The organism is Burkholderia seminalis, assembly GCF_001718535.1.
Classification (GTDB): domain Bacteria; phylum Pseudomonadota; class Gammaproteobacteria; order Burkholderiales; family Burkholderiaceae; genus Burkholderia; species Burkholderia seminalis.
In genome coordinates, this window is sequence record NZ_CP013398.1 from 1,177,960 (window position 1) to 1,191,900 (window position 13,941).

General features: G+C 61.8%; 18 protein-coding genes. 9 read left to right on the top strand and 9 right to left on the bottom strand.

Annotation, left to right across the window (positions count from 1 at the left end):
• The first annotated feature begins 11 nt into the window (after positions 1-11).
• On the top strand, positions 12-899 hold the full coding sequence (locus tag WJ12_RS05385; protein ID WP_156810487.1) for a hypothetical protein: 888 nt from the start codon (positions 12-14) through the stop codon (positions 897-899).
• A 50-nt stretch (positions 900-949) separates the two neighbouring features.
• Here the strand turns inward: WJ12_RS05385 and WJ12_RS05390 are convergent, their stop codons facing one another.
• From WJ12_RS05390 to WJ12_RS05430, 9 genes are all read right to left on the bottom strand, one after another.
• Positions 950-1,291 carry a helix-turn-helix domain-containing protein gene (locus WJ12_RS05390; protein WP_069245558.1) on the bottom strand — a complete coding sequence of 114 codons (342 nt, stop codon included), beginning with the start codon at positions 1,289-1,291 and terminating at the stop codon, positions 950-952.
• Positions 1,288-1,548, bottom strand: coding sequence for a hypothetical protein (locus WJ12_RS05395; RefSeq protein WP_069245559.1), 261 nt, complete (start codon positions 1,546-1,548; stop codon positions 1,288-1,290). Before WJ12_RS05395 ends, WJ12_RS05390 begins: the two co-directional genes overlap by 4 nt.
• 16 nt (positions 1,549-1,564) lie before the next feature.
• Complete coding sequence (locus tag WJ12_RS05400; protein ID WP_156810488.1) at positions 1,565-2,026, bottom strand: hypothetical protein; 462 nt, start codon at positions 2,024-2,026, stop codon at positions 1,565-1,567.
• Positions 2,023-2,499, bottom strand: a complete 477-nt coding sequence (locus WJ12_RS05405) for a hypothetical protein (RefSeq protein WP_236871754.1) — start codon at positions 2,497-2,499, stop codon at positions 2,023-2,025. The genes WJ12_RS05400 and WJ12_RS05405 overlap by 4 nt, the downstream gene beginning before the upstream one ends.
• The gene (locus tag WJ12_RS05410) at positions 2,496-4,103 is read right to left on the bottom strand and encodes a ParB/RepB/Spo0J family partition protein (RefSeq protein WP_069245562.1); all 1,608 of its coding nucleotides are present in this window, start codon (positions 4,101-4,103) and stop codon (positions 2,496-2,498) included. Before WJ12_RS05410 ends, WJ12_RS05405 begins: the two co-directional genes overlap by 4 nt.
• Entirely contained in the window at positions 4,103-4,477 is a 375-nt protein-coding gene (locus WJ12_RS05415) for a beta-hexosaminidase (RefSeq protein WP_236871755.1), read from the bottom strand. The genes WJ12_RS05410 and WJ12_RS05415 overlap by 1 nt, the downstream gene beginning before the upstream one ends.
• 38 nt (positions 4,478-4,515) lie before the next feature.
• Complete coding sequence (locus WJ12_RS05420; protein ID WP_069245563.1) at positions 4,516-4,734, bottom strand: hypothetical protein; 219 nt, start codon at positions 4,732-4,734, stop codon at positions 4,516-4,518.
• Between the two features lie 129 nt (positions 4,735-4,863).
• Positions 4,864-5,328 carry a hypothetical protein gene (locus tag WJ12_RS35785; RefSeq protein ID WP_156810489.1) on the bottom strand — a complete coding sequence of 155 codons (465 nt, stop codon included), beginning with the start codon at positions 5,326-5,328 and terminating at the stop codon, positions 4,864-4,866.
• On the bottom strand, positions 5,273-5,884 hold the full coding sequence (locus WJ12_RS05430) for a helix-turn-helix domain-containing protein (protein WP_236871756.1): 612 nt from the start codon (positions 5,882-5,884) through the stop codon (positions 5,273-5,275). Before WJ12_RS05430 ends, WJ12_RS35785 begins: the two co-directional genes overlap by 56 nt.
• Positions 5,885-5,898: 14 nt before the next feature.
• On the opposite strand from WJ12_RS05430, the gene WJ12_RS05435 reads away from it, so the two are divergent.
• From WJ12_RS05435 to WJ12_RS05465, 8 genes are all read left to right on the top strand, one after another.
• Positions 5,899-6,123, top strand: a complete 225-nt coding sequence (locus tag WJ12_RS05435) for a hypothetical protein (RefSeq protein ID WP_059456070.1) — start codon at positions 5,899-5,901, stop codon at positions 6,121-6,123.
• 86 nt (positions 6,124-6,209) lie between these two features.
• Positions 6,210-6,752 carry a phage regulatory CII family protein gene (locus tag WJ12_RS05440; RefSeq protein WP_060044608.1) on the top strand — a complete coding sequence of 181 codons (543 nt, stop codon included), beginning with the start codon at positions 6,210-6,212 and terminating at the stop codon, positions 6,750-6,752.
• Positions 6,739-7,122 (top strand): hypothetical protein, encoded by a 384-nt coding sequence (locus WJ12_RS05445; protein WP_069245733.1) that lies wholly within the window; start codon positions 6,739-6,741, stop codon positions 7,120-7,122. The genes WJ12_RS05440 and WJ12_RS05445 overlap by 14 nt, the downstream gene beginning before the upstream one ends.
• A gap of 260 nt (positions 7,123-7,382) precedes the next feature.
• A complete protein-coding gene (locus tag WJ12_RS05450; RefSeq protein WP_069245566.1) occupies positions 7,383-9,890 on the top strand; it encodes a virulence-associated E family protein in 2,508 nt (835 codons plus the stop codon).
• A 222-nt stretch (positions 9,891-10,112) separates the two neighbouring features.
• Positions 10,113-10,886, top strand: a complete 774-nt coding sequence (locus WJ12_RS05455) for a hypothetical protein (RefSeq protein WP_069245567.1) — start codon at positions 10,113-10,115, stop codon at positions 10,884-10,886.
• 247 nt (positions 10,887-11,133) lie between these two features.
• Entirely contained in the window at positions 11,134-11,328 is a 195-nt protein-coding gene (locus WJ12_RS05460; protein ID WP_059554247.1) for a hypothetical protein, read from the top strand.
• A gap of 90 nt (positions 11,329-11,418) precedes the next feature.
• Positions 11,419-11,949: a hypothetical protein gene (locus WJ12_RS36595; protein WP_023475487.1), complete on the top strand. Its 531-nt coding sequence runs from the start codon at positions 11,419-11,421 to the stop codon at positions 11,947-11,949.
• Positions 11,950-12,016: 67 nt separating this feature from the next.
• Positions 12,017-13,936 (top strand): phage terminase large subunit family protein, encoded by a 1,920-nt coding sequence (locus tag WJ12_RS05465; protein WP_335645900.1) that lies wholly within the window; start codon positions 12,017-12,019, stop codon positions 13,934-13,936.
• Positions 13,937-13,941: the final 5 nt, after the last annotated feature.

The following is a 13,941-nucleotide window of genomic DNA, read 5'->3' on the forward strand; positions in this document are numbered from 1 at the left end:
CGATTTGCAAAATGGCGCCCGTCGCGCCATTCAAACAGGATTCGGCGAATCAATCAGGGACAACAATGACCGTCGTTGCGCTTTGGCACTCTGTAGCCCACAAGGCGTTGTGTTGCATTGCTGACACTCGCTTATCGAGATTGACTGGAAGCACCACGACCGACAATGGACCGAAGATTTTTCAGGTGCCGGTCACACTTAATGTGCAATTGCCGGACCAGCTGGAGTATGAAGTGCGCGCTCGCCAAAGCTTCGGGTTCGCGTTTTCAGGCTCAGCGTTAGCCGCTGTGAACACGTATTCGCTGGCGGTTGCCTGCACGCAAAATCTGCGTGGGGTGCAGGATTCGCCGCCCGCCGTGTCGGTGGAAGAGGTCGCGCGGCTCTTCCGTAGTATCGCCGACCACTACATTCGCGACATGTCTTCCCGACTTGGCACTGGCGAACTGATCTCCCAGTTCTTTTTCGATGGGTTTGTGTTTGGGTTCTGCCCCGTAGTTGGCGATTTCAAGGCATTCATGACGAGAGCTGGCTTCGTAGACGGTGCGTTTCTCGTAGACATCACGGAGCGATCGGTTCTCCCTGGCAACGCATGCGTCATGGGATCTGGAACGGACGAATTTCTTCGCATCGCCGGTGATAGGCAGCGCGAAGGGAAGAACGACAGTCCGATTGCGATTCTTAAGGAAATGCTACGGATTCAGACAGTGCGAAGTGTCGGGGGGCATGTGCAGATTGGTGTAGACGACACGAATGGATTCCGAATACTTCCCGTCGTGAGTCAGGTCGGCGATCCAGAGGAGTGGTCGACAACATTTCTTGGGTGGGATGCAACGGCAGCTGGTCCGATAGGCGGTTACGGAATTGGATACCGAGGCTTTGGTTTCGAAGGCATCGAATGAGACTGACAGGTAGCAGCTAGGCGTTGTGCCGAGCTGCTGATCGCTCCGTGCTATGCGGCAACACCGATAGCGGCGTCCGCGAGGTCGGGCAAGCGTGGCAATGGCCGCGCCTTTCTACCGGGCCGTCGTGGATCAGTCGAGGAAAGTTGCTTTCGGATCGCCTTGTCGACGCGCGCGTCAGTTGCAGGTGACCCGCACCGGATCTGTTCGATCCTCTTCTGCGTTTGCACCTGTACCTGTTCGCGCAGGTAGGCCACGACGTCGTCCTCCAGAAAGACCCATGCGCGGCCGATCTTGGCACCAAGGATATCGCCACGATGGACGATGTCGAGCAGCGTCGTGCGATCGATCTTCAGGAATTCAGCGCATTCGATCAGGTCAAGCGTCCTCACTCGGTACCTCCCGGCGCTGCGGTGATGCGGTCACGCCATTGTTCCAATCGCTCAATGTAATCCGCATGCGTAGGGTGATCTGCGATGGCCAGCCAGCATTCGTGGCTGCTGAAAGCGCCGCCGCTGATTGCATGCGCGCTCAACCGCTCGGCACTGATCTGCGCGGCGAGATCGGTGAGTGCGGTGACGAGGTGGTCAACGGTGTCTGCCTGCAGTTCGAGACGAAACTGGACTGCGCGCTTCGGAGGCGTTGTCATCGGCTAACGCTCCCCATTATCGAATTGCGCTGACGATACGATCGAGCTTGCCGTCGATCTCCAAGGTCGCCAATGCTTGCATTGCGGTTGCCATGCGTTCGAGGACGGTGGCATAACGTTCAAGGCGGTCAATGTCGGCCGTTTTCAGGAGACGTTGCATCGTGTCGCCGAGTTCGTTTGCCGACTTCCGAACGCTCCCCGCCGCTTTTTTCGTCGACTCAGAGACTTGCTTTTCGGCCTCGATCATGCGGGACAGCGAGCGTTCGAAGAGGGCGATTGCATCTTGCGTGGTGGATTCAGCCTTCGCGAAATCGGCGTTCATGTCTTTGAGTCGTCGTTGAAAGTAGTGAGAATCGGCGTTGATGTAATTCGCAACCATCGTCAGCGTATCGAGGTTGCTAAAAAGAGGGCCTTTGCTGTCTTGCCTGATTGGCTTAAGTCCGTACACTTCGGCCGGATTGTTCCGTGATGGGATCATTTCAATTCGAATCCTTGGTTCTTTGAATCTGCCTCACGTTGCAGCAGTGCACGGCCAAGCTGCATCAGGCCGGTTTCCAGCGTGATGCCGGCGGTTGCTGCCCAGGTGCGTGCGTCCTGAGCCGCCTTGTGGCGAGCGAACGATCCGATCTCGTCGGCCATCAGGTCCAGTAGCTCGACGTCGGCCGCGTGCGAGATATCGACAATCAACGCGCGGATCTCGATGCGCAGAGCGTCGAGCCGCGCGAGCGTGCCTTGGCGGGTATCCGCCAAGGCTTCGTTCATCTGGACTGGTTTGCGCCGCGCGAGCGGCGCTTCGTCTTTCTGGATCGTTTTTACGGGCGTCAGCCCGTCGTTGTCCGATTGCATCGAAGTGCCGTTGACGCTCGCCAGTGCGATAGCCGGGCGCTTCTTCGCGTGTTCCCGCTTTCGCGGCAGCGGACGTGGGGTAGAAAGAGCCGGGCGCGGGTTCAATTTGCGGCTCCGGTCGGGAACGGCCACGCGGACGCAGGCCCAAGAGCGAGCTTCGCCTTGTAAGTCGGGAATGCGGCGTCGAGCAGCGCCCGATTCGACGCGATCCGTTGCTTGTGCCCGATGGCCGTCAGCACATCCGACAAATCGGGGCGTTCACCCTTCGCGGTGGCAGCGGAGAATTCGGCCGTCATGTCAGGATCAGGCATGCCGACGATCTCGTGCGCCCATTCGAGAATGCGCTTGAATGACGCTTGCTCGGCCTTGGTTCGCCCGTGGACCGGCGATTTGATCGTCTCGATGAGCCGCGCTGCGCCGGAACGAATCGCTTGAACGCGCGTCCATACCGCGCGCGTCTGGTGCGATACCTTCAGCGGGTCGCTGGCGAAGCTGGTGCCGGTGTTGTATTCGATGGAGTAAATCCATGCGCCGGGTGCGGGTTGTGCGACGCGAATGTATGCGAGCGGACCCTTGATTCTTCCGGTTCGCTCAGGTCCGCATACTGTATCGACTGGCTCACAGCCGCCGTTTGCATCCGGCTCGGATACCGGCCAGACCTTTGCGGGCGAGGGGCAGCCGAGTAGATCGGCGAGCGGCATCAGCGCTGCATGAACTGCTTCGATCGTCGGCTTTGCCAGTCGGCCGAAGTTCTTGTCATGGAGTACAGCTTGCAGGGCCTGCAAGAGCTGCTTCGACTGCTTCTCGCCGATCTTGGCGGGAGCGCTTTGGGGCGACGCCGCCTGCATGGGCGCCTGCGCCTCGATCGTGGGTTCCGCGGTCGTAGACGCGGCGAGCGGTGCTGTGTCGCCGCCAGCGTCGGTGTCGCTGACGGCGGCTGTGTGCTCGGGCGACGGCTCCGGGTCCGGATGCGTATCGAGCAGGGGCACTGCTTCGAGGTACTTCTTCGTAACCTTCGTCTTGCCGGCTTCGGCGGCTTTGGCGATCCCGACGACGATGCGTTCGAGCGCTTTGTCGCCGCCGTGCTGGCGGATTTGTTCGATCGCCAGTGTGCCTGTACATTGGCCGTTCCGCACGAGCTGATGCAGTTCAGCCGGTGCCCGTTCAAGCAGGCCGACGTCGCGGATCGTTTGATCGGTGACATTCAAGCGCTTGCAGATGGCCGCAAGCGTCATGCCGTGAATGTCGCGTAGCTCTGCGACCGCAGCAGCCAGATCCAGCGGCGACGACGGCTTGCCGTTGTTGCTTAGATAGCCGTCGATCACCATTTCGGCGCGGTTGACCGTCTTGGCGTCACGGACGACGACCGGGATCTTGCCTATGTCCTTGCCAGCCTCGATTGCTTTGCCGGCCGCGAGGTAGCGGTGCTGCCCCTTGTACACATACAGCAGATCCTTGCCTTCGACCTTTCGCGCGTAGCAATGGAGCGGCGAACCTTTGTCGTACCCGTTCTCCATCATCAGTGCGGTGAGGTGCGTCACCCATTCGGGGTCAACCGGTCGGATGTTGTCGGACGGGTCGTAGTGAAGTTGTTCGTACGGGACCATCCAAAGGTCCGCCGAAGTTGCGCCGGCCGCTGCGGCTGCTGCCTTGATGTTGCCGGTCGGGATCGGCGCTGTGAGGTCGAGCTGTTGCGTGCGGCCGTCCATTACGCGACCTCCTGCGTCGCCGCCGTCCGCGTCTTGCTACGCGTCTTCGCTTTATCGATCGCACTCGACGCCTCGACACCCGCTGCGCGCTTGGCGTCGCGCAGGCGCTTGATTGCGTCGGCGCAGTTGCCTTCGTCCGGAATTGATATCTGCCGGCGGGCGATCTCTGTACCGTCGAGGATCAAATATTCCGTATGTACGCTGTCCGGGAGCGGGCGGCGTCCGACTACGTACTTCCCGATCAGAATCGGGGTCGACGGACGGCGAGCGTTTCGGTCGTATCGCGTGATGGTGCGAAGCGAGAGGGTATCTCGACGTTCGACATCGAAGAGGGGTTCGGCTTTGATTTTGATGCGCGGCATGGTGGTCTCCATGACGCCGGGGTTGCTTGCCCCGGCAGGGTCGGGGCGGTTCAGACTGTGACTTGGTAAGCGGTCGTCGGGACGACGACCGGATCGTCTTGGAACACGTTCACCGCAACGAACAAGAGGGCGGCAACGACCGTCCAGCGGAAGATCGGCGACTTCTCAAAGTTGCTTTGGCGGGCGGGTTCGGATGGGGTGATGCGGGGTGCCTGCTCGTCGCGGAGCCAGTCCTGACGGGCTTCCGCGTTCAGATCATTGGGTTTCATGGTGGGATCTCCGGTTGAGCGTCGGGCGACGCGACAGTCGAAGTATCCCCGTTAGGATATTTGTATGTCAATCCCCATCGGGATATTTATGCCTGAGAATACCCCGCAGGGGATGGCGGGGCGATGGGGTTATTGGCGTGAGGCGCGGGTGCGGCTGCTAAAGGGGGCGAGTAGCTGGCCCGCAAGTACGGTGGCGCAATCGAGCCACGGTATCTCGTTGACGTACGCGAAGGCGAGTAGCGCAACGGCTGCCATTAAGCCGATTACAGCATATCCGCGCTGCCGGCCGCCGGGCTTTGGCTTTCCCTTTGTGTGGTGGCGAATTCGGGCCGACAGGTGTCCCAGGCCGTCGAGCATGTCGTCGGCGAGATCGGCTTCGATTCCTTTGGCGGAGATGCTGATCGTTCCGTCGGCCTGCATGGTCACGCAGGCGATTGCAACGATCGACTCTTCGGCGTGCCGGGCTAGCTGGTTGCGAAGATGTTCGCGAATTGCGCGGTGCCGAAGATTGAGGTCGTGATTCGAAAGGTGGTAGACGTTATCGGCGCTGCTTTCTGGTCTCTCGGAATGCTGTTTCGCGGCGTGGTTTCTCATTGCTCACCGTTTCATTTGATAATGGACGTTGAGCAGCCACACCGGCGCGGCGTCTAGATTCGCTTGTCGCCGGGACTTCTTCTGAGATGCTGAGGGAGCCGTCGTCTTCAACGTGAACGGCTTCCGTCTGGCTCAAAACGAACTCGATGTAGCTCTCGATCTTGGCTTTCTCGGAGGGCGGTAGCGCGGCCACAAGCGATCGATTGAAGCGCAGCAATTCCTGCTCGACTTCGTCATCCATGAGGAGCGATCCGGGTGGCACGCCGATAGCCTCGGCGATCGCTTCAATAACGAAGAGCTGGGTGTCGACTTCACCCTTAAGTACGCGGGCAATACTGCTCTGAGCCACGCCAGCGGCTTTGCCGAGCTGCACTTGCGTGCGGATGTTTTCGTTCGCCTCCATGTGCCGGCGAATGTTCCGCGCCAAGATTTTCCGAAGCGGCATCTTATTCATGGCTGCATATTGCCGCGAAAGAGCAATCCCTTGCGAGATATTGGCCGGGCGGCAGGCGTTGAGTGAATATCCCGAATGGGATATTATTGGGACGGTCATCATCCAAGGATCGTCCGATGCGGAACAACAAAGAACCGATGCTCGCAACCGTGCTGCGCAACCTTGACGCAGCCAAAGGCGCGTGGCCGGAAATTTCCCGCCAATGCGGCATCCCTTACCAAACGCTGACAAAGATCGCTCTGCGCATCCATCGTGATCCGCGCGTGTCGACCGTCCAGGCGCTCTACGACCACTTCGCCGATCACCCGGTCTCGCGGGCGGCACAACCTGCGGTGCATTGATTTCGTCCGTTTATCCATTGGCCGAATCGTAATCGTGGCTCGTGCGCCGCGACAGGATGAAAGCCACTCTCTACCAATCTCCCGCTATGACCTGCCGATACGACAGTACCGAATGGCTGGACGTGCTTTATACGTCCGTTCGCAACACGCCCGGCGGTGTCGCCGACGCGGCGAACCACCTCACGATCAGGCGCGGTAAGAACATCACGCCGGAATCGCTTCGCCTTCGCTTGCGTGGTGTCGGCGACAGTCGCTTGTCGATGGAAATGTTCGAGCTGCTGATCGAGTGGATGCAGGAAAAGGCAGAGGGGGAGGCGTACGCGCTCGACGCGCTGCATGCGTTGAACGCGCGCTTCGGGCTGGTTGCCGAACACGTCGACGACCATGCCGCTGACGACGTCAGCGAACCCGGCACGCTGCGCCTTGTTTCGACGGCGCTGCACCTGCAGGCGCATGTTGGCCTCGTCGCCGACGACGTGACGCGTGCGCTGGCTGATCAGCGGATCGACGACCAACACGCCGAGAAGATCATCGCGACCGGCCGCAAGGGCCAGCGCCTGTTCCAGCGTTTGATTCACGCTGCTCGCAACCTTGCCGCACGTCGCCGTCGTCGTCATGGAGCGGTTTAAGTCCGGCATGGGGTGCTGTCGTCCTGACCGTGAGCATATCGGCCTCTGCTGCTCGCCCGAGCAGCAATTGGCATGCGCTGTCACGACGCTCGCATCCCGATTCGAGTATGCCCCCGCCGAAGCGGGGCGCTTGCTGTCCGAATTGATCGCCACGTTCCCCGATCGCCTCGCTCCGATTCTTGCGGAAGCGAACGCAGCCGGGCATGTGCGCTTGTTCATCGAGCGAGCTGCGCGCGCATGCGCCGCGCTCGCGACCAAGGCGGAACGTCACGCGTTTCGCGACCAGCTTACCGATCGTCTCTGCGAGCTGGACCTTGCCGCGTTCGACGATCTCATGTCGGCGGAATGGCGTCGACTGCGCGGCAAATAACAGGAGACACACGTGAACGTGAACGGAATCAGTAGCGCATTGCGACGTGGCGCAATGCAGTACAGCCGCTCGTCGAGCGGACGGCAGTGCTATGCGGCGGGGCGGGCCGCATGGCGAAGCTTTTCTCACAAGGTCGAGCGTGACCGCCGCCTCGTCGAGCTGGAGACAGCTCGGCGTGCGAGTTAGCAGCGAACCATTCAACGAATTGTGATCTGGCCGCGACATGCGGCCAAAGTAACTTTGATCGAGGGAATTTTTGTATGGCGACACTGGACCAGATCATTCAGCAATTGCGTGCTGCGGGGCATCCTGACCTGCCCGTCGGGCATCCGATCGCGGACGGCAAACATCACCGGTACGGGCCGCGCAAGAAATACTGGTATCAGCTTCGCGAGGTTGTCAGCAAGGGCGCGGTAATCGGCTATGGCGGCACATTCGGCCATTTCTCGGGCGACGATCCGGGCACCGAGCGATTCGAATGGAGCGGCGCACCGATGAGCGAGGAAGTGCTCGCGGAGACGCGTCGCCGACAGGAAGCCGCCGACCGTGAGCAGGCCGAGCGTGATGCGCGTCAGGCGAAGCTCGCCGCGAACCGCGCGCGAGATCAGTGGAGCCGCGCGGCAGAGCATGGCGAGTCGGCCTATCTTGAACGCAAGCGCATCACGGCCGAAGGCGTGCGTTTCGACGCGGACGGCACGATGTTCGTACCGATGTATCAGTACGGCGACGATGCTCGGCTCGTTGGCCTGCAGAAGATCACTCCGGACGGCGCGAAGCGTTTCAACAAAGGCATGGAAAAGAAGGGCGCGTCGTATCTGCTTGGCGAGGTCGGTGCAGACGACCAGATCGTGCTCGTCGCCGAAGGCTACGCGACCGCGCGCTCGATCCGCATGGCGATCGACGAGGCGTTCGCAGTGAACGTCTGCTTCGACGCGGGCGGCATCCTCCCGGCCGTGCGCTACCTCCGTGCCACGTATCCGGATGTGCACGTGCTGGTCTGCGCCGACGACGACTGGAAGATTGAACAGCGCGTGCGCGACTGGCTCGCCGACGAGTTCGCTTTCCGGGGTGAACTGGTGTTTGGTGCCGAGCCGGTGCGGATCGAGGCGAAGAATACGTGGTACATGGTCGCCGTGTCACGCCGTCGTGACGACAATGGCGTGCCGTATGTCGAGGTGAGCTACGGAAACGACGTGATGCCCCTGCGCCGCAAGCGCTTCGAGAACACGGGCCTGAAGCGTGCGTACGAGGCGGCAGCGACGGTCGCCGACGTGAGCGTCGTGTATCCGGCATTCGCCAATCGCGGCGAGCGCAAGCTGACCGATTTCAACGACTTGCACGTCGAAGAAGGCATCGACCCTGTCGAGGCGCAAGTGCAGGCTGCAATCTTGCGCGTCATCGCGCCAGCAAACGAAGAGATCCGGCCGGCGACGGTCGCCGTGTCGATCGCGGACGCCACACCGACGAAACCGGCCGCGACGTCCGCTGCCGCGAAACAGCCGGAATGGGATGGCCGTGAGGCAGAGAACGGCGCACACACGTGGGAGCAGGATCTGGCGCGATCGGACAAGGGCACGCTGCTGCCGACGCTCGGCAATGTGCACATGATCCTGTCGAATCACAAAGCGTGGCAGGGCGTCATCGAGCAGGACGACTTCGGCGGCCGCGTGATGAAGCGCAAAGCGCCGCCGTTCCCGCAGGGTGTGATTGGCGAGTGGACCGACATGGACGATCAGCGCTGCGCGCTTTGGTTGTCGCAGCGCTACGGCCTCTCTGTGCGCACCGATATCGTGATGAACGCGGTTTTGTTGGTGGCGGACGCGACGCACTTCCATGACGTGCGCGAATACCTCGAACGGCTCAAATGGGACGGCGTGCCGCGTGTGCGCACGATGCCGTCGACATACCTGCGCGTGGCCGACAGCGAGTATGTGCAGCTCGCGTTCATGAAATGGATGATCGCGGCCGTCGCGCGCGTGATGGAGCCGGGCTGCAAGGTCGACAACGTCCTGATCCTCGAAGGCAAGCAGGGGCATCGCAAATCGACGGCGCTGAAGGTGCTTGCCGGCGCTCCGTGGTTCACCGATACGCCGATCCAGATCGGCAACAAAGACACGTACGCGGTGCTGGCCGGCAAGTGGGTGATTGAGCTGGCCGAGCTGGACTCGTTGAACAAGGCCGACTCGTCGGCGGTGAAGAGCTTCTTTGCGACGGCCGTCGACCGGTTCCGCAACTTCTACGGCAAGCGGGCGACCGACGTCCCGCGTCAGTGCGTGTTCGCCGGCTCGGTCAACTTCGACACGTACCTGAAGGACGAATCGGGCAACCGGCGTTACTGGCCGCTGCGTGTCGGCGGGCTGGTCGACATCGACGGCATTGTGGCCGTTCGCGAACAGCTCTGGGCGGAAGCCGTGCACCTGTATCGGTCGGGCGTCGTGTGGCACGTAGAAGAGCATGAGCGCCCGCTGTTCGAAATCGAGCAAGCGGAGCGTTACGAAGGCGACGTGTACGAGGACAAGATCGCCAAGGCCCTGGAATTCGTTTCGCGCACGACGATGGAAGAGATCCTCGCGGACATCCTGAAGCTCGACACTTCGAAGTGGACGCTCGCGGAGCAGCGCCGCATCGGCAAGGCGTTGAAGTCGCTCGGGTGGGTGCGCAAGCGCGAGTCGACCGGGTCGCGTGGCTGGTACTACGTGAAGGAAGAGCAAGAGCCGGAAGTGGAGCGCGAACTGGTCGCGGCGGGCGATGACGACAGTCCGCTGTGATCGCGTGGCGCGCTGTGCCTGCACGGCAAGCGCGCCACTTGCCCCGCCTTGGCGCGCTGTGGACGTCCCATGTCCCAATGTCCCAAGGCGCGGTCTCGGGCGCGGGTGCGGGGGCGCGACATGCGCGACGTGAGCGGCGCATGTCGCGCATGTCGCAGGCGCGCACCCCTGCAAGCCTTTTCCCTTGGGACATTGAGACATTAGGACGAATAGGAGATAGCCATGATCGATTTGAAAGAGCGGGTGGGCGTTGCGATGAGCGTTCGCGGTCAGTTCACCGACCCGATTGCCGATCCTAAAGTTACTTTGGGCGCGCTCGCCTTTGCGAACGATCTCGGGAGCTTGCTGGCCCGAATCAAGGCCGGGCCGATGCCGCCGCCTGCGATGGTTCGACGTGCAACGTTGCTGTTGGCGCAGATGATCCGGACGTCGGGCCGATTCAAGCGTGCACGGTTCACGGGCCTGTCGCGCGACGAGCGCCGCGATCAACGTGCGGGGCACGCTGTCGAGCGTTCGAAGGTCGACATCGTCGAGCGGTTCGCGCTGCGCTTGCTGGATGAGTGGGTGAACGATCAGTGCGTCGAGTGCGAGGGGCGTGGTGTCGTGCGTCGCGCGCGTGCTGTCACGACATCAACGCATGCATGTGATGTATGTGGAGGTAGTGGAAAGGTGTGTGTATCGGAGGAGCGTATCCCGTTTTTCGAAGGGCGTAACGGGCCGCTGGTCTTTCGGGAATACGAATCATGCGACGAGTGTGGCGGGATGGGGCGGATCGCTGCGTCGCCGGTTTCGGATGCGAAGGGCAGGCACATCTGCCCCGACTGTTCCGGTTCCGGCAAGCGGCAGATCGACGACGCTGGCAGGGCGCACGCGCTCGGCGTATCGCTCGACGAGTATCGGAAGAACTGGTCGTGGCGCTTTCACGACATGCTCGCGCTGTTGGATACGGTGGATGGATCGGTGTACGACACATTGCGTCGACAATTGCGAGGATGAAACGTATTCCATTTCAAGAGCGGATCGCTTAAACTCTGCACATCCTTTACCGCGTCACTGGATAAATGAGCGACCGCATACTCGTGTCGCAACCTTCGCCCGACAGGCGTACTGAATCGCGGGAGCGCCGCGACCAACAACGATAACTGTCTGTCGGGATCTGTTGGGAGGGCGTTCGCCCTTACGAAATGAATATCGAAGCCCTGAGTGCGAAAGCCCTCAGGGCTTTTTGCATTGGGGCGCTGAAATGCGAATCGAGTCGACGAGCGCCGGGCCGAGCGAGGTCTGGTCGACGTGGGATGAAGATCGAAGCATGGGGCGCGTTACCGCGCGGTGCTTCGTGTTTGACGACGCGATGGACCGTGTCGTGTGGGCGATGGACCGAGCAGGCGACGGCGTGACCGCCGATGTCGCGATCGGTGCGGGTCTGCCTATTTTTTGAGCAGGCGGGGACCCTCTGGGCATCGCCACACGCGGGGGCTCGCACCCGCGTTTTTTCTCTACTGGCGAGTCTCCATAGGGGGTCATATTCATGCCGACTCAGCAGCAGATCGCTGACCATCTCGACCTTGACCAGTCGGCCGTTTCGCGGTTCGTCGACAAGGTCCAGCTCGATTACCGTGTGGCGTCGATCGACGAGATCCGCGTCGCGTACATCCGGCATTTGCGCGAGGTCGCGGCCGGGCGGTCGAGCGGTACGGGCATTGATCTCGTCGCCGAGCGGGCGAAGACCGAGATCGTCGATCGCGAGATCAAGCTGCTGACGCTGGCAGAGAAGAAGGGGCAGCTCGTCAACGCGGCGCAGCTCGAACAGGCGTACGGCCTGATGGTCGGCGCATTTCAAACGGAGCTGCTGTCGCTGTCCGACAAGTTGGTGCAGGAGCTGCGCACGCTATACGGCGTCGAGGTGGACGTCGAATGGTTGAACGAGCATATATATGGATGCCTTGAGCAGCTTTCTGAATACGACCCAGACAGTCCACGCGGTGATTCGCCGGATCGCGACGATGCTGCGTCCGCCGGAGCGGATTGGGACGACGGATTGGGCACGCAAACATCGTAGATTGAGCGCGAAGGGATCGGCCAGCCCCGGCCGGTATAACCCGAACATCACGCCATGGGTGTTCGGCATGCACGAAGCGCTGGACGATCCGACCGTGCAGAAGATCGTGTGCATGAAGTCGGCGCAGGTTGCGTGGACAGATGGCGTGCTGCTGAACTACATCGGCAAGCGGATCGACGTTGATCCGTGCCCGATGATCGTCATGTTCCCGAAAGAGAAAACGGCGAAGAAGTTCAACCTGGAGAAGTTCGAGCCGATGGTCGAGGTGACGCCTCGCCTCTCGGCGAAACTGCCGGTTCACGCGGCCCGCGACAAAAACAACTTGTGGGACCACAAGACGTTCGCACGCGGCTTCCTGAAGTTCATCACGTCGAACGCGCCGGACGAAGTGAAGTCGACGCCGGCCCCGGTCGTTGCGGTCGAGGAGCCCGACGACGCGAATACGAACGTTCGCGAGCAGGGCGATTCGATCACGCTGCTGGAGGAACGGAACAAGAGCTACTCGGCCCGGCGACGCAAGATGATCTTGGGCGGCACGCCGACGATCGACGGCCTGTCGCGCATCCAGCAGGCTTACGCGGCTTCGGATCAGCGCGTGTATCTGGTGCCGTGCCCCGATTGTGACGAGGAGCATGAGCTGGCGTGGGAAAACGTCACGTGGAGCGAGGGCGCCGACGTCGTACATGAGGTCTACGGCCGCGCACAACCGGAGACGGCCCGTTACACCTGCCCGCATTGCGGCTCGTTGTGGGACGACGCGACGCGCATTCGCGCGGTCCGTCGCGGGCGATGGGTTGCGACGGCACCGTTTCACGGTGTTGCCGGCTTCCGCATCAACGAGCTGGTGTCGCCGTTCCCCGGCTCGAACATGGCGGAGCTGGTCAAGAAGTGGCTGACGGCCGACAAGGCGCTGCGCGAGGGCGACGATACGAAGATGCGTTCGTTCGTGAACAACTCGCAGGGCCGGGCGTACAAGTACAAGACCGATCTGCCCGAGCTGGACGTGCTCGCGCAACGTGCGCTGCCATATGCGGAGCTGACGGTGCCGCTCGGAGGTCTGGTGTTGACGCTCGGCGTCGACGTGCAGCACGACCGGCTCGCGATCGTCCTGCGTGCATGGGGACGCGGCGAGGAAAGCTGGCTCGTCGCGTGGGGCGAAATTTACGGCAACGTGACGGAGCAGCAGCAAGACCCGATGACAGGCGGGGTATGGGGCGCGTTGACGATGCTGCTGTCGCACGCATACCGGCATGAGAACGGCTGGATGCTGCGTGTACGTGCAACGTCGATCGACTCATCGGACGGTGCGACGTCGGATGCGGTTTACAAGTATGTGCGTGCGGCGCAGCACGCGGGTTACAACGTCATGGCGGTCAAGGGCAGCAGCAACGTCGACGCGGAGATCTTCAGCGTGCCAAAGGCTTCGATCGATTCGACGCGCAACAACAGCAAGGCCGCGAAGTACGGGCTGCGGCCATACATGGTCGGCGTGAGCCGCGCGAAGGATCTCATCCTCGAAAACCGACTGAAGCTCGAAGGCGACGGGCCGGGCCGCATGCACTGGTATAGCGGCGTTCGTAGCGACTACCTCTCGCAGCTCACGGCGGAGGTCAAGGTGCCGGGGCCGCGTGGCGGTAAGCGCGTGTGGAAGAAGATCAGCCCGCGCAACGAGGCACTGGACTGCGAAGGGTACGCGCTGCACGCAGCCCGCAGCGTGAAGGTGCACCTGATGACCGAGGCGCATTGGCAGGTCGAGCAGCATCGTGCATCGCAGGTCTCCCTGTTCGATGCGGTTCCGGTGCTGGAGGCATTGCCGGCGGCGCTGCCGACCGAGGTGCCGCCCGATCCGCCGGACGTGCCCGAGATTATCGAGACGCCGCGGCCGTCGCCGCAGGTAGCAAAACCCACCGAAACCCCGCCCCCGAGCGGGGTTTCGCGCATTCAGGGGCGTCGTGTTGGTCGCTCGACGTACCTGAAGCGGCGCTAAACGAG

Excerpts from the sequence above, each read along its gene's own strand:
- WJ12_RS05385 (WP_156810487.1), top strand. The coding sequence starts at position 12 with ATGGCGCCCGTCGCGCCATTCAAACAGGATTCGGCGAATCAATCAGGG.
- WJ12_RS05395 (WP_069245559.1), bottom strand. The coding sequence starts at position 1,548 with ATGACAACGCCTCCGAAGCGCGCAGTCCAGTTTCGTCTCGAACTGCAG.
- WJ12_RS05400 (WP_156810488.1), bottom strand. The coding sequence starts at position 2,026 with ATGATCCCATCACGGAACAATCCGGCCGAAGTGTACGGACTTAAGCCA.
- WJ12_RS05410 (WP_069245562.1), bottom strand. The coding sequence starts at position 4,103 with ATGGACGGCCGCACGCAACAGCTCGACCTCACAGCGCCGATCCCGACC.
- WJ12_RS05415 (WP_236871755.1), bottom strand. The coding sequence starts at position 4,477 with ATGGAGACCACCATGCCGCGCATCAAAATCAAAGCCGAACCCCTCTTC.
- WJ12_RS05420 (WP_069245563.1), bottom strand. The coding sequence starts at position 4,734 with ATGAAACCCAATGATCTGAACGCGGAAGCCCGTCAGGACTGGCTCCGC.
- WJ12_RS35785 (WP_156810489.1), bottom strand. The coding sequence starts at position 5,328 with ATGAGAAACCACGCCGCGAAACAGCATTCCGAGAGACCAGAAAGCAGC.
- WJ12_RS05430 (WP_236871756.1), bottom strand. The coding sequence starts at position 5,884 with ATGATGACCGTCCCAATAATATCCCATTCGGGATATTCACTCAACGCC.
- WJ12_RS05435 (WP_059456070.1), top strand. The coding sequence starts at position 5,899 with ATGCGGAACAACAAAGAACCGATGCTCGCAACCGTGCTGCGCAACCTT.
- WJ12_RS05440 (WP_060044608.1), top strand. The coding sequence starts at position 6,210 with ATGACCTGCCGATACGACAGTACCGAATGGCTGGACGTGCTTTATACG.
- WJ12_RS05445 (WP_069245733.1), top strand. The coding sequence starts at position 6,739 with ATGGAGCGGTTTAAGTCCGGCATGGGGTGCTGTCGTCCTGACCGTGAG.
- WJ12_RS05450 (WP_069245566.1), top strand. The coding sequence starts at position 7,383 with ATGGCGACACTGGACCAGATCATTCAGCAATTGCGTGCTGCGGGGCAT.
- WJ12_RS05455 (WP_069245567.1), top strand. The coding sequence starts at position 10,113 with ATGATCGATTTGAAAGAGCGGGTGGGCGTTGCGATGAGCGTTCGCGGT.
- WJ12_RS05460 (WP_059554247.1), top strand. The coding sequence starts at position 11,134 with ATGCGAATCGAGTCGACGAGCGCCGGGCCGAGCGAGGTCTGGTCGACG.
- WJ12_RS36595 (WP_023475487.1), top strand. The coding sequence starts at position 11,419 with ATGCCGACTCAGCAGCAGATCGCTGACCATCTCGACCTTGACCAGTCG.
- WJ12_RS05465 (WP_335645900.1), top strand. The coding sequence starts at position 12,017 with ATGCACGAAGCGCTGGACGATCCGACCGTGCAGAAGATCGTGTGCATG.